At 59.1% G+C, this 21010-nt stretch carries 15 protein-coding genes; 5 read left to right on the top strand and 10 right to left on the bottom strand.

Annotated features, from left to right (window positions below):
• Window positions 1-28 precede the first annotated feature (28 nt).
• Window positions 29-1471: a PTS system trehalose-specific EIIBC component gene (gene treP, locus AACY02_RS16380; protein ID WP_339432842.1), complete on the bottom strand. Its 1443-nt coding sequence runs from the start codon at window positions 1469-1471 to the stop codon at window positions 29-31.
• Between the two features lie 238 nt (window positions 1472-1709).
• Here treP and treR point away from each other — a divergent pair, with 238 nt between their 5' ends.
• On the top strand, window positions 1710-2414 hold the full coding sequence (treR, locus tag AACY02_RS16375; RefSeq protein ID WP_339432841.1) for a trehalose operon repressor: 705 nt from the start codon (window positions 1710-1712) through the stop codon (window positions 2412-2414).
• A gap of 101 nt (window positions 2415-2515) precedes the next feature.
• On the top strand, window positions 2516-5608 hold the full coding sequence (locus AACY02_RS16370) for a membrane-targeted effector domain-containing toxin (RefSeq protein WP_339432840.1): 3093 nt from the start codon (window positions 2516-2518) through the stop codon (window positions 5606-5608).
• Between the two features lie 81 nt (window positions 5609-5689).
• On the opposite strand, the gene guaA is transcribed toward AACY02_RS16370, so the two are convergent.
• The 3 genes from guaA to AACY02_RS16355 all read right to left on the bottom strand — a co-directional run bounded on the left by guaA (window position 5690) and on the right by AACY02_RS16355 (window position 9501).
• On the bottom strand, window positions 5690-7267 hold the full coding sequence (gene guaA, locus AACY02_RS16365) for a glutamine-hydrolyzing GMP synthase (RefSeq protein WP_339432839.1): 1578 nt from the start codon (window positions 7265-7267) through the stop codon (window positions 5690-5692).
• Between the two features lie 99 nt (window positions 7268-7366).
• Window positions 7367-8836 (bottom strand): IMP dehydrogenase, encoded by a 1470-nt coding sequence (gene guaB / locus AACY02_RS16360; protein WP_339432838.1) that lies wholly within the window; start codon window positions 8834-8836, stop codon window positions 7367-7369.
• Window positions 8837-8952: 116 nt separating this feature from the next.
• Window positions 8953-9501 (bottom strand): sugar ABC transporter ATPase, encoded by a 549-nt coding sequence (locus AACY02_RS16355; protein WP_339432837.1) that lies wholly within the window; start codon window positions 9499-9501, stop codon window positions 8953-8955.
• Window positions 9502-9720: 219 nt separating this feature from the next.
• Here AACY02_RS16355 and xseA point away from each other — a divergent pair, with 219 nt between their 5' ends.
• The 3 genes from xseA (at window position 9721) to leuA (ending at window position 14062) form a co-directional block, all read left to right on the top strand.
• Window positions 9721-11100, top strand: a complete 1380-nt coding sequence (xseA, locus tag AACY02_RS16350) for an exodeoxyribonuclease VII large subunit (RefSeq protein ID WP_339432836.1) — start codon at window positions 9721-9723, stop codon at window positions 11098-11100.
• A 3-nt stretch (window positions 11101-11103) separates the two neighbouring features.
• Window positions 11104-11925 (top strand): peptidoglycan DD-metalloendopeptidase family protein, encoded by an 822-nt coding sequence (locus AACY02_RS16345; protein WP_339432835.1) that lies wholly within the window; start codon window positions 11104-11106, stop codon window positions 11923-11925.
• 457 nt (window positions 11926-12382) lie between these two features.
• Window positions 12383-14062, top strand: a complete 1680-nt coding sequence (gene leuA / locus AACY02_RS16340; RefSeq protein ID WP_339432834.1) for a 2-isopropylmalate synthase — start codon at window positions 12383-12385, stop codon at window positions 14060-14062.
• Between the two features lie 162 nt (window positions 14063-14224).
• Here leuA and AACY02_RS16335 read toward each other — a convergent pair whose 3' ends face one another.
• The 6 genes from AACY02_RS16335 to hisS all read right to left on the bottom strand — a co-directional run bounded on the left by AACY02_RS16335 (window position 14225) and on the right by hisS (window position 21010).
• Window positions 14225-15016 carry an amidohydrolase gene (locus AACY02_RS16335; protein WP_339432833.1) on the bottom strand — a complete coding sequence of 264 codons (792 nt, stop codon included), beginning with the start codon at window positions 15014-15016 and terminating at the stop codon, window positions 14225-14227.
• The gene (locus AACY02_RS16330; protein ID WP_339432832.1) at window positions 15004-16152 is read right to left on the bottom strand and encodes a pyridoxal phosphate-dependent aminotransferase; all 1149 of its coding nucleotides are present in this window, start codon (window positions 16150-16152) and stop codon (window positions 15004-15006) included. Before AACY02_RS16330 ends, AACY02_RS16335 begins: the two co-directional genes overlap by 13 nt.
• A 132-nt stretch (window positions 16153-16284) precedes the next feature.
• A complete protein-coding gene (gene der / locus AACY02_RS16325) occupies window positions 16285-17754 on the bottom strand; it encodes a ribosome biogenesis GTPase Der (protein WP_339432831.1) in 1470 nt (489 codons plus the stop codon).
• 139 nt (window positions 17755-17893) lie between these two features.
• Window positions 17894-19045: an outer membrane protein assembly factor BamB gene (gene bamB / locus AACY02_RS16320; protein WP_221733379.1), complete on the bottom strand. Its 1152-nt coding sequence runs from the start codon at window positions 19043-19045 to the stop codon at window positions 17894-17896.
• Window positions 19038-19679: a tetratricopeptide repeat protein gene (locus AACY02_RS16315; RefSeq protein ID WP_221733378.1), complete on the bottom strand. Its 642-nt coding sequence runs from the start codon at window positions 19677-19679 to the stop codon at window positions 19038-19040. The genes bamB and AACY02_RS16315 overlap by 8 nt, the downstream gene beginning before the upstream one ends.
• A 41-nt stretch (window positions 19680-19720) precedes the next feature.
• Window positions 19721-21010 (bottom strand): histidine--tRNA ligase, encoded by a 1290-nt coding sequence (gene hisS, locus AACY02_RS16310; protein ID WP_339432830.1) that lies wholly within the window; start codon window positions 21008-21010, stop codon window positions 19721-19723.

The following is a 21010-nucleotide window of genomic DNA, read 5'->3' as shown; positions in this document are numbered from 1 at the left end:
GGCTCAATTCCTTCAATAAATGGAAGCGTCAGGCAACCCGATATCCAGGCCGGACAATCTTCATGCTCAGTGCACAGGTCAAAACAAACGGAACAACCATGGCGATGACCATCCCGATCACAAACATCGGGATGAACTGCGGAATGATCGAGATGAAACCGGGCAGGCCTCCGACGCCGATGGCCGATGCCTGAACCTTGTTCAGCGACAGGAAGATGCAGCCCATTGCCGACCCCGTCAGTGCGGCATAGAACGGAAACTTGTAGCGCAGATTGACCCCGAACATGGCCGGTTCAGTGATACCGAAATACGCGGAAATCGCCGAGGTCGACGCCATGCTCTTGTCCCGCGCGTTGCGCGTCATATAGAACACCGCCAGCGCAGCACTGCCTTGGGCGAGGTTCGACATGACGATCATCGGCCAGATGAAGGTGCCGCCTTGGGTCGAGATCAATTGCAGATCGACCGCGAGAAACATGTGGTGCATGCCGGTGATGACCAGTGGCGCGTACAGCAGTCCGAATATCGCCCCGCCGACCATCGGTGCCAGGTCAAACAGCATGACCACGCCTTCGGTGATGAGGATGCCGATGTGGCGCGTCACCGGGCCGATCACGGCCAGCGCCAGCACGCCGGTGACGACGATGGTGGTGATCGGCACCACCAGCAACTGCACCGCGTTGGGCACGCGCGCCCGCAGCCATTTTTCGATGACGCTCATGACATAGGCGGCCAGCAATATCGGCAGGATCTGCCCCTGATAGCCGACTTTCTCTATTTGAAAAAGACCAAGGATGTCGAAGTACGGCATTTGCTGGCCGTCCAGCCCGGCCACGGCCTTGCCGTAGTTCCAGGCGTTGAGCAGGTCCGGATGAACCAGCATCAGGCCGAGCACAATGCCGAGGATTTCACTGCCGCCAAAACGCTTGGCCGCCGACCAGCCCACCAGCGCCGGCAAAAACACAAACGAGGTGTTCGCCATCAGATTGATCAGGCTCCAGAGCCCGTCGAGTTTCGGGTAGGCATCCAGCAGGGTCTGCCCTTCGATGAACATGCCCTTGGCACCCAGCAGGTTGTTGATGCCCATCAGCAGACCGGCAATGATCAGCGCCGGAAGGATGGGCATGAACACATCGGAAAACACCCGCACCAGACGTTGCATGGCGTTGATCTTCTCGACACTTTTCTGTTTAACGTCGGCGATGGTCGCTGCGGCGAGACCGGTCTGTCGGCGCAATTCGGCGTAGACCTTTTCCACTTCACCCGGACCGATCACCACCTGATACAGGCCACCGGTGAAGAACGACCCTTTGACCAGATCGATCTGGTTGAGCGTGGCGCTGTCGACCAGGCCGGGATTCTTCAGGGCCAGACGCAAGCGCGTGACGCAATGCGCGGCTTGTTCGAGGTTGTCGCTGCCACCGAGGCTTTGCAGCAACTCGCTGGCGATGTTCGGATAGTCATGGCTCATGCTTGTTCTTCCACCGTGAATTGTTGTTATTGGCAGCACGCCGAAGCGAAAAATACTCGTCTGTACGAGTTAATGCAACAACTCGTACAGACGAGTTTGTTTTTGCATATTCCCGTCAGATCGGCAGCGAATTTTCCTACCCTACCCTTGGGTGATTTCCATTCCCCACATGGACAAAGCCCTACCCTGCCCTTAAGGTTCGACGTTTTGAGCACAGTCGGCACAGAGCAGCCTACCCATGAGCAAATACAACCGGATCTATAGCGATCTGCTGGCCAGCATCACGACTGAACGCCTGGAACGCGGCGCCCGTCTGCCTTCGGAAACCGAACTGATGGACAGCTATCAGGCCAGCCGCGGCACCGTACGCAAGGCCATCGAGCAACTTCAGGAGCGCGGTTTCGCCCAGAAGATCCATGGCAAAGGTACGTTCGTGCTGTCGACCAACCCGATCGAGTTCCAGCTCGGCGGCATCGTCAGCTTCCAGGAAACCTATCCGCGACTGGGCAACGACGTCAGCACCGAAGTCGTCGAACTGACGCAAATCACACTGGAAGGTGCTCTGCTCGAACACATCAACGCCGAGCCCGGCAGCCCCATCACGCGAGTCAAACGGGTGCGGCGCATCGACGGCAAACGGGTGATTCTCGACATCAACCATTTCGTTACCGAGGTGATTCCAGGCCTGTCCCTCGATATCGCCAAGCAGTCGATTTACGCCTACATCGAACAGACCTTGCAGCTGCAGATCGCCTACGCCCAACGCACCATCGAGGCGGTGCCGCGCAGCAAGGATGATCAGTTGCACCTTGATCTCGATGAGCAAAGCCATGTGATCGTGGTCAGCAACCAGACTTTCCTCCAGGACGGTCGGCAGTTCGAGTACACCGAGTCCCGGCACACGCTGGACAAGTTCTACTTCTCCGACGTGGCACGGCGCTGACCGCAGCACGTTTTCGACGGCAATGTGCGGTACATAGGTAGTGCACTCCCCTTGAGCGAATCGGCCATGCTCGGCCTTCGTTTCTCATGGATGGAGACAGCATGAACGCCCCCGTACAACGTCCTCAGCCCAATGCGGCAGATAAAGCGGCCCTCAAGGCAATGGCCACGGCCATCGTGCAAAATTGTCCGGGCCTGCACGACACGGCACATGAAGCCGCCCGTCATCTGTTACAAGAAAAAGGTCTAGCGAATCTTGACCCGGATCAGGTCTATTTTCATCGATTCAAGGCCGCCCAGAGCAGCACCCGGTCATTTACCGGCTGGGAGCACGTGCGCGAAAAACCCTACGAATCGATGACCCTCACCCAACTGGTGATTCATCGTTTTCGCGCCACCGACCAGGACAACGCCGATCTGCTGGATCTCTACGCCGGTTTCTACAAGGATGGGCCCCAGACCGAAAATTTCGACCACCGCAACGAAGTGCGTCTGCACGGCAACGAGGTGCTCAACACTTTTTGGGATATCGACTTCAGCACGCGATACAACGACAGGTTGACGGCTTTCTGGAACACGCACGCCGATGATTTCCGCACGCTGGCCAAGTGCAACTTCCTCAGCCGAGCCGTGCAGGCACTGGAAGTCGGGCAATTGACCGGTACGGATTTCCAGTGGATCGTCGATTCGGTGATCGGGCCTGTCACCTGGCCGATGAACCTCTCAACGCTACAAACGCCTCATGCGGCGGGCAATGAGGTGCGTGCGTTCGATATCGACGGCCATACGGCCAGCAACCTGCTGCGCATTGTCGATCCGGTTGGTCGGCAGATTCTCTATCTGCCCGGTGAGGTCCTGACGTTCGTAGTGCTGGAAACCTCAGCGGACATGCATTGGTGGGTTCTAGAGCAGATGAATCACGACACGCGACGCAAGAATCTGCTCAATCACTTTCCACTCGCCGAACGTCAGCAGATGACCGAGAACATCACCGATTTGATGAATCGTCTGGTCAGCACCTGGGGCCGTACCGATCACCACCTGATCAATCGGCACAACCTGGCGATCAGTGGTGATGCGTTCAGTTGGTTGCGTGATTCGACCCGCAACGCAATGTTTGCCGAAGCCAGCCTGTCCCTGACCTCCAATGGCGACCTGCGCAAAAAACTATGGATCGGGTATCTGAGCGCCGGCCTCAAGGTTTTTGGCCCGATGGCCGCTGTAGGCTGGCCGGTCGCAATGCCGGTCATTGGCGCCAGCATCGTCAGCATGGGGCTGAACATCGATCAGGCGGTCAACGGCACAACCGCCCGTGATCGTCACGCAGGCGTACTGGGTGCAGTGCTGAGCGGGATTGACGCGCTGTTCAACGTTCCCTTCCTCAAGGGCACCGGCTCGATGCTGGAGGTGGGAGCCGAGGTGGAAGCGGCCGAGGCAGCAGAAATGGCTGAGCTGACCGCGTCCACGTCGGCACCGGAGCTGACGGATCCGCGGGTCGAACAACAGGAACTCATCGTTGCGGTCGAGCCAGACGTTATTGCTCCTGGCCCTGAAGCATCCGGGTCGACCCCGGCGCAAAGCGCTCTAGCGCCGCCGATTCCTGACAAATACATGTGCAACGAACTGCTCGACGGCCTGGATATGCAGACCGAACCCGGACAGTTCCAAGGCATCTTTCGACTCGACAGCGATCCGCCTTACGCCATTCTGATAAATGACAACCCGTACTATGTGCGCTATTTCGGCGACTATAGCGAAGGCGGCTATTGGGCTATCGTGGACCCGGACAGACCCAATCAGTTTATTCATTCCTTGCCGGTACGTCTGAATGCCGCTGGCGAGTGGGAGCGAATGCAGTCGTTGCGCCTCAACGGCGGCGGCCAATGCATGGGAAAAACCTGCGTTCCCGATATTCCGCTCGCCCCCCTTGAACCGACCGGGCCTGAGGCAACCGCTCAACCGCAGGTCGAATCACATACTCCGGTATCACGCCCACTGCGCATAGTGAACTCTGCCTACGATATCGAACCGACTGTGCGCAGTTCGATAAGAGCCTGGGCACTGAACCTGACCGAAACCCATGCCCAACTGATGCCAAATGCCGACGGTAGCTTCAGCATGCACGACCCCTTTGAATTGTATGCCGTGGGCAAGCGCAAACTGCTGCAGGCCGGCGCGAGAAAATTTTTCAGCAATCTTCCGTGGATCACCCCGCCTCCCCGGCCCGCCATGACCGCCATCAGTACGCCGATTTCAATTTCAGAGTTCATTGATCGCATCTTTGAATCTGCACCCGGACTGGTAGTGGGTGAAACGCTGAACCGAATTGCCAGCATGCGCTTCATGATCGAACACATGCCAGCGCTGGCCAGGCACGCCAAAACCCTTTACCTGCGTGGCGTGCTCAGTGACTTCGCTCAAGTGGAATTGAACCGCTACTTCACATCCGGCAGCCTGTCGGCAGAGTTACGAACCTACCTGAGCAGCCTGGGCACCGATCCTACGGGGCGATTCAATGCGCTGGAACTGGTCAAGGCAGCCAAGGCCAACGGTGTGCGCATCCAGGGCATAGACTGCGCAGCGAGCTACAAAATGAAGTCACCGCTGTCGCCCTATGACGAACAAATGATGGGCACCTATCTGGCAAGCGACATCATGACGGGTGACACCTACCTCAACAGCCCGAAAAAATGGATCGCGCTGACCGGTGTGCAAAACACCAACACACTGAGAGGTCTGCCTGGTCTCAGCGAAATAAAGGGCGCTATCGGTTTGCGCATCGAGGAAGCCGGAATGGTTGACACCCTGCAAGTCGACGCCGACCCGGGTATCGAAGTGCGTCGAGGATCATTTTCAAATGGTGCAGCGACACAGACTGACGATGTTCTTCGCGCTGACTTTCGCCTGCGAATGCCAGCCGAACCGGTGGCCTGGAATGAGGAGACACTGGAGAACCTGCTGCACAGGCGTGGCATGTATATGATCCAGAAAACCGCAGACACTTACACCGTGTTGCACCGTAGCAAGCAAGGCATGCTCGTGCGTACGCCTGTGGCGAATCTGGCCGACGGCGGCATTTCCCTGCATCGTCCCGCATGGACTCGGGTGAACGACGTCAAGTTCGCCAACATCGAGGAAATGTCGCTACGACTGACAGAGATGGGGCTGGCGCTACAGAGCAGTCTCCCTGACTGACATCCACGTCAGAAACGAAAAACCCCTGGCCTGGGCCAGGGGTTTTCTGTCACTCAATGCAAGCATCGAAGTGCAGCAGGATCATTCCCACTCAATCGTCGCCGGCGGCTTGCTCGACACGTCGTAAGTAACGCGCGAAATACCTTCGATTTCATTGATGATGCGGCCGGAAACGGTTTCCAGCAGTTCGTAAGGCAGGTGTGCCCAACGCGCGGTCATGAAGTCGATGGTTTCCACGGCACGCAGGGCCACGACCCAGGCGTAACGACGGCCATCGCCGACCACGCCAACCGATTTCACGGGCTGGAACACCACGAACGCCTGGCTGACTTTGTGGTACCAGTCGGCCTTGCGCAGTTCTTCAATGAAGATGTGGTCGGCACGACGCAGCAGGTCGGCGTATTCCTTTTTCACTTCACCGAGGATGCGTACGCCAAGGCCCGGGCCCGGGAACGGGTGACGGTAGACCATGTCGTACGGCAGGCCCAGTTCCAGGCCCAGACGACGGACTTCGTCCTTGAACAGTTCGCGCAGTGGCTCGACCAGTTTCAGGTTCATCTCTTCCGGCAGACCGCCCACGTTGTGGTGCGACTTGATCACGTGCGCCTTGCCGCTTTTCGCGCCAGCCGACTCGATCACGTCCGGGTAGATGGTGCCCTGAGCGAGGTACTTGATGTTATCCAGCTTGCAGGATTCGGCATCAAATACATCAATGAACGTGCGACCGATGATCTTGCGCTTCTTCTCAGGATCCGCTTCGCCGGCCAGGTTGTTGAGGAACTGGTCCTCAGCATTGGCGCGGATCACTTTGACGCCCATGTTCTCGGCGAACATGGCCATCACTTGCTCGCCTTCGTGCAGACGCAGCAGGCCGTTGTCGACGAACACGCAGGTCAGCTGATCGCCGATGGCTTTGTGCAGCAGCGCCGCAACCACCGAGGAGTCAACACCGCCGGACAGCCCCAGCAGCACGTTGTCGGTGCCGACCTGTGCGCGGATGTTGGCGATGGCATCTTCAGCGATCTTCGATGGCGTCCACAGGGCTTCGCAACCGCAGATGTCGAGAACGAAACGCGACAGGATGCGGCCGCCCTGTTTGGTGTGGGTCACTTCCGGGTGGAACTGCACGCCATAGTAGCCACGGTCGTCGTTGAACATGCCGGCGATCGGGCAGCTCGGGGTGCTGGCCAGGATGTGGAAGTCTTCCGGCATCCTGGTGACCTTGTCACCGTGGCTCATCCATACGTCGAGGCCGAACAGGCCGTCGGCGTCGATGTGGTCTTCGATGCCGTCGAGCAGGCGGCTCTTGCCGACCACATCAACGCGGGCGTAACCGAACTCACGCAGTTCGGAACCTTCAACCTTGCCGCCCAGTTGCTCGGCCATGGTCTGCATGCCGTAGCAGATACCGAAGACCGGTACGCCCAGGTCAAACACAGCTTGTGGGCAGCGCGGGCTGTTGGCTTCGTGCACGGACTCGGGGCCGCCGGCGAGGATGACGCCTTTCGGAGCGAATTCGCGAATCGCATCCTCGTCCATGTCGAACGGGTGCAGTTCGCAGTACACACCGATCTCGCGCACGCGGCGGGCAATCAGTTGGGTATATTGCGAACCGAAGTCGAGGATCAGGATGCGGTGAGCGTGAATATCGAGGGCCATGATTCAGTCTCGTCTAAGTCATTCAGAAACAGTCGTGATTCAGAAACAACTCGGGGCTGAATAAAACAGCCCCGGTTGCTTAGCTTGTTGCTTGAAGGCTCAACCTACGCGGTAGTTTGGCGCTTCCTTGGTGATCTGCACGTCGTGAACGTGGGATTCGGCCATGCCAGCGCCGGTGATCCGCACGAACTCAGGCCTGGTACGCATCTCTTCGATGTTGGCGCTACCGGTGTAGCCCATCGAGGAACGCAGACCGCCCATCAACTGGTGAATGATCGCGCTCAAGGTGCCTTTGTAAGGAACCCGGCCTTCGATGCCTTCCGGAACGAGTTTCTCGGCGCCTGCCGAGGAGTCCTGGAAGTAACGGTCGGAGGAGCCCTGAGCCTGGGACATGGCGCCCAGCGACCCCATGCCACGATAAGCCTTGTACGAACGGCCCTGGAACAGTTCGATCTCGCCCGGCGCTTCTTCAGTACCGGCGAACATCGAGCCCATCATCACGCAGGAGGCACCGGCTACGATGGCCTTGGACAGGTCACCGGAGAAACGGATGCCGCCGTCGGCGATCAACGGTACGCCGGTGCCTTCAAGGGCTGCGGCAACGTTGGCGATGGCACTGATTTGCGGGACGCCGACACCGGCGACGATACGGGTGGTGCAGATCGAGCCAGGGCCGATACCGACCTTGACGGCGTCGGCACCCGCTTCGGCCAGGGCCTTGGCGGCTGCGCCGGTGGCGATGTTGCCGCCAATCACCTGCACTTCAGGGAAATTATCTTTGACCCAGCGAACGCGGTCGATCACGCCTTTGGAGTGACCGTGAGCGGTGTCGACCACTACCACGTCCACACCGGCATTGACCAGCGCAGCGACACGATCACCGGTGTCTTTACCGGTGCCGACAGCAGCACCAACGCGCAGACGACCTTGATCGTCCTTGCTGGCCAGCGGGTAGGCTTTGGCTTTTTCGATGTCGTTGACCGTCATCATGCCTTTGAGGGCAAATTTGTCGTCGACGATCAGTACGCGCTCAATGCGGTGTTTGTGCAGCAGTTCACGCACGTCGTTCTTGTCGGCGCCTTCCTTGACCGTGACCAGACGCTCTTTAGGCGTCATCACTTCGCGGACGGTGGCATCCAGGCGGTTTTCAAAGCGCACGTCACGGGAAGTGACGATGCCGACCAGGTCGCCATCGTGCAGTACCGGAACGCCGGAAATGTTGTGCATGCGGGTCAATTCAAACAGATCACGAACCGTGGCATCGGCCTCGATGGTGATTGGATCCTTGACGACGCCGGCTTCGAACTTCTTGACCTTGCGAACTTCGGCAGCTTGCTGCTCGATGGTCATGTTCTTGTGGATAATGCCGATGCCACCTTCCTGAGCCATGGCAATTGCCAGACGGGCTTCAGTGACGGTGTCCATGGCGGCAGAAACCAGAGGAATATTCAGCTCGATGCCACGGGTAAGGCGGGTCTTGAGACTGACTTCGTTAGGAAGCACCTCGGAATAACCAGGCACTAGTAGAATGTCGTCGAATGTCAGAGCTTCTTGGCTGATACGCAGCATCGCGGGGGCTCCCGAGCGGGAAAATGGAAGCGCGCCATTATAGTCAGACACCCCCCGCTGTTCAATGTAAAACTCCGCTTAATATCAATGTTGCTGATATACGGAGATCCCCGCCGCTACAGCTCCACCTTGACCCAAGAGACAGGTTGATCGAGCCAATCAGCAAACTCATCGATAAAGCTTTGCTTGAACCCTGCTTCCAGCCAGTTGTTGAAGATGAAACCAAGGTTGGAAAACGCACATTCCTGCAAATACAGGAAACCGTTGATGTCATCTTCATGGCCGCATTCCGGGCAGGTGAAGTTGTCGGTGCGCCCCGGCATCCAGTCTTCGAGGCTTTCGAACAACGCTTCGCCGACCTCACGACGGCACTCGGCGCAACCGGCCTCTTCGAGAAAGCCCTTGGCCGGGGTGTAGATGCAGCGTTTAGTGACAATCTCCAACCCGTTGATCGGCTCACCGAACGGCAACGCCTGCGGGTGCAACACCACGGCCCGCGCGCCATCGGCAATGGCGTAAGCCATGCGGTTACCGGTGCGGCCACAGGTCGTCAGTTCTTCCTTGATGATGTTCTTGCGCACCAGCCAGCGCACGATCGCCCGGGCCCGGGGTTCGTGGACCGGCAGGGTGGAGATTTTCGGGACAATGATGCTTTGCGAATTCATGGAAAAACCTGCGGTGTGGCTTCTGACGCCTGCGCCGGCAAGGTCGCTCCACAGAGGCCTCCATCGTTCACACATCGCGTGTACAGCAGAGATACCTTGAGGGAGCGGGTTGCCCGCGAAGACGCCCTAAAGGCCGGCAGCTTAAGCCCTGACGAAATCCGGTCAAGTGCCGAGTGGACATGTGGTGATTGGCAGGCGAATGCCTTTAAACTGCGCCCCATGATTAAAGACCCCTTTGCAAGACTCGGCCTGGACCGTGAAGTCCTGACTGTCAGCCAGCTCAACGGCCGCGCGCGGGTGTTGCTGGAAGACGTGTTCAGCAATATCTGGGTCGAAGGCGAAATTTCCAACCTCGCCCGCCCGGCGTCCGGCCACATCTATTTCACCCTCAAGGACAGTGGCGCGCAGGTGCGTTGCGCGCTGTTCCGGCAGAACGCGACGCGGGTGCGTCAAGCGTTGAAGGATGGCTTGGCAGTCAAGGTGCGCGGCAAGGTCTCGCTGTTCGAAGGCCGTGGCGACTATCAGTTGATTCTCGACACGGTTGAGCCGGCCGGTGACGGTGCACTGCGACTGGCCTTCGATGCGCTGAAAGAAAAACTCAGCGCCGAAGGCCTGTTCAGCGCTGAACGCAAAGTACCGCTGCCAGCGCATCCGCAACGCATCGGCATCATCAGTTCGCCGACCGGCGCGGTCATCCGCGACATTATCAGTGTGTTCCGCCGCCGTGCGCCGCAGGTCCAACTGACATTGATTCCCACCGCCGTGCAGGGTCGCGAAGCCACCGCGCAGATTGTCCGTGCTTTGAAAATGGCCGATGCCCGTGGTTTTGACGCACTGATCCTCGCTCGCGGCGGTGGTTCGCTGGAAGACCTCTGGTGCTTCAACGAAGAAGCCGTGGCCCGTGCGGTCGATGCCTGTGTCACACCGATTGTCAGCGCGGTCGGCCATGAAACCGACGTGTCGATCAGCGACTTTGTTGCCGACGTGCGGGCACCGACGCCGTCCGCGGCCGCCGAATTGCTCGCCCCCGATTCCAGCCATCTGATCCGTCAGGTCGAAAGCCTGCATCGCCGCTTGGTGATGCGTATGCGTGACCGTTTGATGCGTGATCGCCTGCGACTGGAAGGCATGGCGCGTCGCCTGCGCCATCCCGGCGAACGTCTGCGCCAGCAGGCTCAGCGCCTGGATGATCTGGACATGCGCCTGCGCCGGGCGTTCGAACGCAGCTTGAATACCCGTCGAGAACGCCTGATCCGCCTGCAAACCCGCCTCGCCGGGCAACATCCGGGGCGGCAACTGGCAATGTTGCGCCAGCGTCTCGATAGCCTCGCCGAGCGTCTGCCACGCGCGATGCGTGAAGGCCTGAAAAGCCGTCGCCTGCAACTGCACAGCCAAATGCAGACACTGCATGTGGTCAGCCCATTGGCGACCCTCGGCCGCGGTTACAGCATTTTGCTCGACGAGCGCGGCAACGCGATTCGCAACGCGGCGCAAACCCATACCGGCCAGCGCCTGAAAGCCAAACTGGGCGAAGGCGAACTGCAAGTGCGCGTCGAAGACAATCATCTGACGCCTGTCACCCTCTCTTTACTGGACTGATCCATGCCGCGTTTTCTGGCTCCACTGTTGCTCCTGTGCCTGACTTTCAATGCCCACGCCGACAGTTACATCACCCGGATGCTGAACAAACCGGTGCCGGGCGGCGTCGCCGTGGTTGATCTGGGCGTATCGAGCCAAGCGCCTAAAGCTACTTATCAAGGCAAACCGGTACTGGTGGTCAAGGAACAGAACAACTGGCTGGCGATCGTCGGTGTGCCGCTGACGGTCAAGCCCGGCGCGCAACAGATCAGCAGCGGCGGACGCAATCTGCCGTTCACGGTCGGAAACAAGAAATACCCGGAACAACGCATCACCCTGAAGAACACTCAGCAGGTCAATCCAAACCCGGCCAACCTCAAGCGCATACAGGGTGAACTGGCCGAACAGATCAAGGCTTACCGCCGCTTCAGCCCGAACACGCCGAGCAATCTGCTGCTGGACAAACCGGTCAACGGGCCACTGTCGAGCAAGTTCGGTGTGCGCCGCTTCTTTAATGGTGAAGAACGCAACCCCCACGCGGGCCTAGATTTTGCGGTGCCGGCAGGCACGCCGATCAAGACCCCGGCGGCAGGCAAGGTGATCCTGATCGGCAACTATTTCTTCAACGGCAACACCGTGTTTGTCGACCATGGGCAGGGCTTTATCAGCATGTTCTGCCATATGTCGAAAATTGATGTGAAGGTTGGCGATCAATTGGCCCGTGGCGGCGTGGTGGGCAAGGTGGGGGCGACCGGCCGGGCGACCGGGCCGCACATGCACTGGAATGTCAGCCTGAATGATGCGCGGGTCGATCCGGCGATCTTTATCGGCGCTTTCCAGCCCTGAGTCATGCGCTGAGGCCGCAGGCCTCTTCGCGAGCAAGCCCGCTCCCACACAGGTTGGTGGTGTTCACGAGATGCGTGTGCGACACGGACAATGCGGGAGCGGGCTTGCTCGTGAAGGCGTCGTGACTGCCACCGAAAAGCGATTGCGCCCGTATCGAACCTCGCGCAAACATCCATACGATTCCCGCCATAGCGCACAATAAAATCGTGCAAATCTGTACTTTTCGAGTATTCCTCTCAATTTTTTCCGACTGCTTGCCATCCTTCCCACCCGCGGTTAGGGTTGAGGGCATGAAAACCTCTCACACCCTCATTCAGCTTCGCCAGCACCGCAGCCTGTGCCTCGTCAGCGCACGACTGCGAGGCTGAATCGCTACGCCTCGTCCCACGCTTTTCCAAGAACATTCGTTCCACCGGCAGGCCGCCTCTTTTCGGCCCAGACAATAAGGAATTTCCCGATGAGCATGCTCAAAGATCCGTCTTCGAAGTACCGTGCGTTTCCCGTCATCAACCTGCCGGATCGCACCTGGCCGTCAAAAACCATCGATGTCGCGCCGATCTGGTGCAGCTCCGACCTGCGTGACGGCAACCAGTCGCTGATCGAGCCAATGGATGCGGTGAAAAAGCTGCGTTTCTGGAAAACCCTCGTTCAAGTGGGCGTGAAGGAAATCGAAGCCTCCTTCCCGGCCGCGTCGCAAACCGACTTCGACTTTGTGCGCACCCTGATCGAAGAAGGCCACATCCCGGACGACACCACCATTCAGGTGCTGACCCAGGGTCGTGAAGACCTGATCGAGCGCACCTTCGAATCCCTGCGCGGTGCGAAGAAAGCCATCGTTCACCTGTACAACGCCACCTCGCCGTCCTTCCGTCGCATCGTCTTCAATCAGGACAAGGACGGCATCAAGGCCATCGCGGTCAACGCCGCCAAGCTGTTCGTCAAATACGCCGCGATGCAGCCGGACACCGAGTGGACGTTCGAATACTCGCCGGAAACCTTCAGCGCCACTGAGCTGGAGTTCGCCAAGGAAGTCTGTGACGCGGTGATCGAGGTCTGGAACCCGACGCCCGAGCACAAGATGATTCTCAACCTGCCGGCCACCGTGGAATGCGCGACCCCGAACATCTACGCCGACCAGATCGAATGGTTCGGCCGCAACATCAACCGTCGTGACAGCGTGATCATCAGCCTGCACACCCACAACGACCGTGGCACCGGCGTGGCTGCGACCGAGCTGGGCCTGATGGCGGGCGCCGATCGTGTCGAAGGCTGCCTGTTCGGTAACGGCGAGCGTACCGGTAACGTCGACCTCGTCACCGTGGCACTGAACCTGTACACCCAGGGCGTCAACCCTGAGCTGGACTTCTCCGACATCGACGGCGTGCGCAAAGTCGTCGAAGAATGCAACCAGATTCAGGTTCATCCACGTCACCCGTACGTTGGCGACCTGGTTCACACCGCCTTCTCCGGCTCCCACCAGGATGCGATCCGCAAGGGTTTCGCCCAGCAGAAACCCGATGCCCTGTGGGAAGTCCCGTACCTGCCGATCGATCCGGCCGACATCGGCCGCAGCTACGAGGCGGTGATCCGCGTCAACAGCCAGTCGGGCAAGGGCGGCATCGCTTATTTGCTGGAACAGGAATATGGCATCAGCCTGCCACGCCGCATGCAGATCGAGTTCAGCCAGGTCGTGCAGCGTGAAACCGACCGTCTGGGCCTGGAGATGTCCGCCAAGCAGATCCACTCGCTGTTGATCAGCGAATACCTGCAAGCCAACACCCCTTATGCTCTGGTCAGCCATCGCCTGCAGGAAGAAAACGGCAACAGCTCGGTCGAAGTGGAGGTGGCAAGCCAAGGTCAGGGCGAAACCAACCTGCACTGGCGCGGCAAAGGCAATGGTGCGCTGGAAGCACTGGTCGCTGGCCTGCCGATTCCGGTGGAGATCATGGACTACAACGAGCACGCGATCGGCGCGGGCACCAATGCCAAAGCGGCGGCCTACATCGAGCTGCGCGTGAACGGCGAACGTGCGGTGCACGGTGTGGGTATCGATGAGAACATCACCACGGCCAGCTTCAAGGCACTGTTCAGCGCACTCAACCGTTCGCTGAGCCAGCCGGAAGCGAAAGCGGCTTAAGCCATCGCTGAAACGCACAAGGCCCCGGAGTGCGAACGCCGGGGCCTTTTTTTGCCTGATGGTTTTGTATTGCTCAATCTGGCCTCCCGCTCCCCCATTGGAACGCGGTCAACTGTGGGAGCGGGCTTGCTCGCGAAGATGGCCTGCCAGACACCGCAAATATCAGGTGAACTCGAAGGTATCGGCATCCAGATTCGCCGGAAAACGCTCACGGTAAGCAGCCAATGGCGCGGCCTCCAGCACAGCCCTGAACACCCCGTCAGCCTCCCCCGCCGCCAGCAAGGTTTCGCCCTGGAAATCCAGTACCTGACTGTCGCCGGTATACGCAAACCCCTTGCCGTCAGTGCCCACACGATTGACCGCCGCCACGTAGCACAGATTTTCGATGGCTCGCGCAGGCAGCAGGCGATTCCAGTGCAAACGCCGTGCACCCGGCCAATTAGCGGTGTACAGCAGCAGATCGGTGTCCTGCGCGTCACGACTCCACACCGGGAAGCGCAAGTCGTAGCAAATCAGCGGTCGAACCCTCCAGCCCTTGAGCTCGAACTGCACCTGACGTTCACCGGGGGTGTAGTGGTTGTGCTCGCCGGCCATGCGGAACAGGTGGCGCTTGTCGTAATGCCAGACTTCGCCGTCGGGCCTTGCCCACAACAAACGATTGCGGTGGCTACCGTCGGCGGCCTGAACGATCACGCTGCCGGTGATCACCGCATTGAGCTTGGCCGCCTGCACCCGCAGCCATTTGCTGGTAGGGCCATTCTCGGCTTCGGCGAGGGTTTCTGACTCCATGGAGAAGCCGGTGGTGAACATTTCCGGCAGGATGATCAGGTCCGCCCCACGCGCCTGCTCCAGTAACACCTCGAAATGCTCGAAGTTGGCCTGACGGTCATGCCATGCCAGGCAGGTCTGAATCAGTGCCAGATTGAGATCGGGTAACGCACTCAGATCGCGCATAGTTTGGCCGCCGCTTCGCGCAGCGTCTCCTCGCGTTTGGCGAAGCACAGGCGCACCAGGCGCTGGCCTTCGGGTGGTTTCTGGTAGAACACCGACACCGGAATACTCGCCACGCCATGCTCGCGGGTCATCCACATCGCCATCTCGACGTCGTTGAGGTCGGGACGTATCTGTGAGTAATCGACCAGTTGGAAGTAAGTACCGGTGACTCGGGTAAAGCTCAATCGCGACGGCGTCAGCAGATCACAGAACAGATCGCGCTTGGCCTGATAGAAACCTGGCAGCTCTTCGACGTGCTCAGGGTGTTGCGCCATGTAATCGGCCAAGGCGTATTGCAACGGCGTCACGCCGCAGAAACTGACGTACTGATGCACCTTGCGCAATTCAGCCGTCAGCGCGGGCGGTGCAACAACGTAACCGGTTTTCCAGCCCGTGACGTGGTAGGTCTTGCCAAACGAACTGACCACGAATGCGCGCTGATACAACGCTTCATGGGCCAGCACGCTGACATGTGGCGTGCCATCGAACACCAGATGTTCGTAGACTTCATCGCTGATCAAATAGATGTCACGATCGCGGATCAACGCCGCCAGTTGATCAAGCTCTGCGCGGCTGATCAGCGCTCCGCTCGGGTTATGCGGGGTGTTGAGGACGATCATTCGCGTGCGCGGACTCAGGGCAGCGGCAAGCTTGTCAAAATCGATGGAGAAATCGTCGGGCCTCAGTTGCACATGCACGCAGCGACCGCCGGCCAGTTCCGTCGCGGGTTCATAGCTGTCGTAGCACGGGTCGAAAACGATCACTTCGTCACCGCTGTGGATAACGGCCTGAATGGCACAGAAAATCGCCTGGGTTGCACCCGGCGTCACTGTCACTTCATTGTCGGCATCGACGCTCACGCCATAACTGCGGGCGATCTTCGCCGAAATCTGCTCACGCAGCGCTGGCAACCCGGTCATCGGCGAATACTGGTTATGGCCACTGGCAATATGCCGACCGACCGCATCGCGCAGGGACTGTGGGCCGTCGAAATCAGGAAAACCCTGGGACAGGTTGATGGCCCCGGTCTGCGCCGCGAGCTGAGACATCTGCGTGAAAATAGTGATGCCGACATTCGGCAGCTTACTGGTGATCATCCGGGTTCCCTGCTCTGCCCCCGGCTCTGACGACGGCGCGGGAGAGCCCGAGGATAGCCCATACGACGCCCATAAAAAAAGGGCGCCAACCGGCGCCCCCCTTTTTATCTTGATCGCACAAGAAGCGATGAATCACTTCTTGTCGCGGCGCTTCTTGTCGGCTTTCTTGTGGTGCGACATCAAACGACGCTTCTTGTTGACCTGACGGTCGGTCAGCGTGGTTTTGTTGCCTTCGTACGGGTTCTCGCCGCCCTTGAACTCGATGCGGATCGGCGTACCGACCAGCTTCAGCACACGGCGGTAAGTGTTCTCCAGATAGCGCACATACGACTTGGGCACTTTCTCGATCTGGTTACCGTGGATCACGATGATCGGCGGGTTGGCCCCCCCCAAGTGAGCGTAACGCAGCTTGATCCGGCGGTTGTTGACCATCGGTGGCGCGTGCTCGCCAACCGCGTCTTCCAGAATCTGGGTCAGGCGGTTGGTCGGCCAGCGGGTGACCGCCGACTTGAACGAGTTCTGTACGGACGCGTAAAGGTTGCCCACGCCCGTGCCGTGCAGAGCCGAGATGAAGTGGATATCGGCGTAATCAACGAAGAACAGTCGACGTTGCAGCTCGACCTTCACGAAGTCGCGCTCGCTCGGCGTCATGCCGTCCCACTTGTTGATGGCAATAACCAGCGCACGACCGGACTCAATGGCAAAACCCAAGAGGTTGAGGTCGTGATCGACCACGCCTTCGCGGGCGTCCATCACGAAGATCACCACGTTGGCGTCTTTGATCGCTTGCAGGGTTTTGACCACGGAGAACTTTTCGACTTCTTCATGGATCTTGCCGCGCTTGCGAACACCGGCTGTGTCGATCAGCGTGTACTTCTCTTCATTGCGTTCGAACGGAATGTAGATACTGTCGCGCGTGGTGCCGGGTTGGTCGTAGACGATTACCCGGTCTTCACCGAGCATGCGGTTGACCAGAGTCGACTTGCCGACGTTCGGACGGCCGATGATGGCGATCTTGATCCCGTCTTTTTCGCTCGGGCCAGGAATGCGCTTGGCTTCCTCGCCTTCGGCAACGACTTCTTCTTCGCCGTCCTCCGGCTCTTCTTCGTCTCTCGGGAAATCACCCAAGGCGATTTCCAGCATCTGAGTGATGCCACGGCCGTGAGCACCGGCGATCGGAATCGCGTGGCCCATACCCAACGGAGCAAATTCAGCGCGGGCCATTTCCGGGTCGATGTTGTCGACCTTGTTGGCAACCACGTAGGAGCGCTTGTTACGTTTGCGCAAGTGTTCGGCGATCATCTGGTCGGCGGCGGTAAAACCGGCCTTGGCATCTACCAGGAACAGCACAACATCAGCTTCTTCAATGGCCAGCAGCGACTGCTCGGCCATTTTTTCGTCCATACCGTGCTCGTCACCGGAGATACCACCGGTGTCGACCAGAATGTAGGAACGCCCTTGCCACTTGGCCTCACCGTACTGGCGATCACGGGTCAGACCGGACAAGTCGCCGACGATGGCGTCACGAGTCCTGGTCAGGCGGTTGAACAAGGTGGATTTGCCGACGTTCGGTCGGCCCACCAGGGCGATTACGGGAACCATGCGGCTCTCCACTTCGTTATTTCAGAAAATACAAAAGCCGCTGCGAGGCAGCGGCTGGTGCTCGGGGCAACACTGTGGGGGCGAACAGGTTCACTCCCACAAGTGAAGCTGCCTGGGGTGTTATCCCCAAGCATAGTTGTTACTTGATGGTCAGGGCTTCCAGTTTGCCGCTGTTGCCATACACATAAATCGTGTCACCCACCACCAGCGGACGGGCGCGAAGGCCGTCGCTGTCGATGCGCTCACGGCCGACGAATCGACCGTCCACCTGACTCAACAGGTGCAGGTAACCTTCCATGTCGCCGACTGCAACGTAGCTGGAGAACACTTCCGGCGCCGACAGTTGACGGCGAGCCAGCGAATCGTTGCTCCACAATGCAGTGGTGGAACGTTCGTCGACGCCTTCAACGGTGCCTGATGCCAAGCTGACATAGACGCTGCCGAAACCCTGGGCAATACCGGCGTAGCTCGACGCATCGCGCTGCCAGAGTTGACGACCGCTCTCCAGATCCAGTGCCGCAACACGGCCCTGATAGCTGGCAACGTAAAGCGTACCGCCGGAAAGCAGCAGACCGCCGTCGATGTCGACTACGCGCTCCAGTTCCGAACGACCCTGTGGAATCGCGATCCGTTGTTCCCAGACCGGCACACCGTTGGAAATGTCCACAGCAACCACTTTACCGGTCGACAAGCCAGCCACCGCGAGGCGGTTGGTCACGATCGGCGCACTGGTACCACGCAGTGTCAGTACGGCCGGCGTGCTGTCATACACCCAGCGTTGAGTACCTGTGGAGGCATCCAGGCCGACCAGACGATCGTCCTGAGTCTGCACCACGACCACGTCGCCGTTGTTGGCCGGCGGGGCGAGGACTTCGCTGTTCACGCGAGCATGCCACTTCTCTTCACCGGTGACGGTGTCCAGAGCAACGACTTCGCCTTGCAGCGTGCCAACCAGAACCAGACCGTAACCAACGCCTACGGCGCCGGAGACAGGCAGTTCAAGATCTTTTTTCCACTTCACGTCGCCGTTGCTGCGATCCATGGCCATCACGATGCCGGTTACATCGGCAGCGTAAATGGTGTCACCGTCAACCGCTGGCACCAGCATGTTGTAGGTTTCGCCCTGACCATCACCAATCGAACGACTCCACTGCTTTTGCAGAACCACTTCTTCTTTGAAGTCGGTCAGTTCAGCCGGTGGCAATTCTTTTTTGCTGTTGCTGCTGCAACCCGCGGCCAGAAGGGCCAGAGCCAGCAATGCTGCATGCTTCCAACGGATCACGTCACGCATCCCCTTTGGCCAGGTCGTCGAGTTTGATTTGAAGGCCACCGACTGCCGCTTCATCCGACAGTGCTGCCTTGGCTTTTTGATACGCCTTGTTCGCGTCATCGGTACGACCCAACTGCACCAGCAAGTCGCCCTTGAGCTCTTCGCGAGTGGCCAGGAACGCTTTATCGGCATCGCCGTCGAGCAGTTTCAGAGCGTCATCGGCCTTGTTCTGCGCACCCAGCACTTGCGCCAGACGCTGACGGGCGATTTCGCCGAGCGCCGGGTTGGCCGGTTTGTCGACAATGGCTTTCAGTTCCATCGCTGCGTCATCGAGCTTGCCGCTGTCGACTGCAACCTTGGCCACGAACAGGCTGCCGTACTGCGCGTAGGCAGTACCGCCGAATTCACTGTTGAGCTTGCCGGCCAGATCCGCAACGCGCGCAGTATCAGGCTTGCCGTCAGGCGTCAGTGTGGTTTCCAGCAGTTGCTGATAGAGCACCGAAGCGCCTTGCGACTGGTTGCTCTGATACTTGTGATAAGCCTGCCAGCCGAACACGATGACCAGCGCCAACAGGCCGCCGGTGACCAGAGGTTTGCCGTTGCGTGTCCACCAGTCCTTCAAATCCGCCAACTGTTCGTCTTCGGTACTCGACACCCCAATACTCCTTAATCGCTAAATCGGCTGTTTAGACAGCTTCAACCCTGCACGACGCAGGTGGCCAGGTGAGCGGCGAGCGCATCCCAGGCAATGCTTTGTTGTTCGCCCTGGCCACGCAGGGGTTTGAAACCTACCACTTGCTGGGCCATTTCGTCGTCACCCAGGATCAGTGCGTACAGTGCACCGCTCTTGTCGGCTTTCTTGAACTGGCTTTTGAAGCTACCGGCGCCGGCATTGACTTGCAGACGCAGGTTTGGAAGTTGATCGCGAACACGCTCGGCCAGCGCCAGAGCGGCCAACTCGGCCTCTTCACCGAAGGCACAGAGATAGACGTCGACCTGACGGGAGATTTCTTCCGGGATCTGTTCCAGGGTTTCGAGCATCAGCACCAGACGCTCGATGCCCATGGCGAAACCAACGCCTGTGGTCGGCTTGCCGCCCATCTGCTCAACCAGACCGTCGTAACGGCCGCCCGCGCACACGGTGCCTTGGGCACCGAGCTTGTCGGTGACCCATTCGAAAACGGTTTTGCTGTAGTAATCAAGGCCTCGAACCAGCTTGGGGTTGAGCACGTAAGGAATGCCAACGGCGTCCAGACGGGCCTTCAGGCCTTCGAAGTGGGCACGGGACTCGTCGTCCAGGTAGTCAGCCATTTTCGGCGCATCGACCAACACGGCTTGAGTGTCGGCATTTTTGGTGTCGAGCACCCGCAGCGGGTTGGTTTTCAAGCGACGCTGGCTGTCTTCGTCGAGCTTGTCGTGGTGCGCCGAGAGGTACTCGACCAGCGCTTCACGATAACGACCACGGGACTCGCTGGTACCCAGGCTGTTGAGTTCGAGTTTGACGGCGTCCCGAATACCCAGTTCGCCCCACAGGCGCCAGGTCATGATGATGAGTTCGGCGTCGATGTCCGGACCGTCGAGGTTGAACACCTCCAGACCGATCTGATGGAACTGGCGATAACGCCCCTTCTGCGGACGCTCGTGGCGGAACATCGGGCCGATGTACCAGAGTTTTTGTACCTGGCCGCCACCGGTGATGCCGTGCTCGAGCACTGCACGCACGCACGCTGCGGTACCTTCCGGACGCAAGGTCAGGGAGTCGCCGTTGCGGTCTTCGAAGGTGTACATCTCTTTTTCAACGATGTCGGTGACTTCACCGATCGAGCGCTTGAACAGCTCGGTGAACTCGACGATCGGCATGCGGATCTGCTTGTAACCGTAGTTATCCAGCAGACGCGCAACAGTGCTCTCGAAATAACGCCACAGCGGGGTCTGTTCGGGCAGGATGTCGTTCATGCCACGAATGGCTTGCAATGACTTGCTCAC

Origin of the sequence: Pseudomonas sp. EA_65y_Pfl2_P78, assembly GCF_963970495.1 — a bacterium.
Taxonomy (GTDB): Bacteria; Pseudomonadota; Gammaproteobacteria; order Pseudomonadales; family Pseudomonadaceae; genus Aquipseudomonas; species Aquipseudomonas baetica_A.
Note: the sequence above shows the minus strand (reverse complement) of the source record. Positions and strands in the feature narration are given on the sequence as shown.

Excerpts from the sequence above, each read along its gene's own strand:
- treP (WP_339432842.1), bottom strand. The coding sequence starts at position 1,471 with ATGAGCCATGACTATCCGAACATCGCCAGCGAGTTGCTGCAAAGCCTC.
- treR (WP_339432841.1), top strand. The coding sequence starts at position 1,710 with ATGAGCAAATACAACCGGATCTATAGCGATCTGCTGGCCAGCATCACG.
- AACY02_RS16370 (WP_339432840.1), top strand. The coding sequence starts at position 2,516 with ATGAACGCCCCCGTACAACGTCCTCAGCCCAATGCGGCAGATAAAGCG.
- guaA (WP_339432839.1), bottom strand. The coding sequence starts at position 7,267 with ATGGCCCTCGATATTCACGCTCACCGCATCCTGATCCTCGACTTCGGT.
- guaB (WP_339432838.1), bottom strand. The coding sequence starts at position 8,836 with ATGCTGCGTATCAGCCAAGAAGCTCTGACATTCGACGACATTCTACTA.
- AACY02_RS16355 (WP_339432837.1), bottom strand. The coding sequence starts at position 9,501 with ATGAATTCGCAAAGCATCATTGTCCCGAAAATCTCCACCCTGCCGGTC.
- xseA (WP_339432836.1), top strand. The coding sequence starts at position 9,721 with ATGATTAAAGACCCCTTTGCAAGACTCGGCCTGGACCGTGAAGTCCTG.
- AACY02_RS16345 (WP_339432835.1), top strand. The coding sequence starts at position 11,104 with ATGCCGCGTTTTCTGGCTCCACTGTTGCTCCTGTGCCTGACTTTCAAT.
- leuA (WP_339432834.1), top strand. The coding sequence starts at position 12,383 with ATGAGCATGCTCAAAGATCCGTCTTCGAAGTACCGTGCGTTTCCCGTC.
- AACY02_RS16335 (WP_339432833.1), bottom strand. The coding sequence starts at position 15,016 with ATGCGCGATCTGAGTGCGTTACCCGATCTCAATCTGGCACTGATTCAG.
- AACY02_RS16330 (WP_339432832.1), bottom strand. The coding sequence starts at position 16,152 with ATGATCACCAGTAAGCTGCCGAATGTCGGCATCACTATTTTCACGCAG.
- der (WP_339432831.1), bottom strand. The coding sequence starts at position 17,754 with ATGGTTCCCGTAATCGCCCTGGTGGGCCGACCGAACGTCGGCAAATCC.
- bamB (WP_221733379.1), bottom strand. The coding sequence starts at position 19,045 with ATGCGTGACGTGATCCGTTGGAAGCATGCAGCATTGCTGGCTCTGGCC.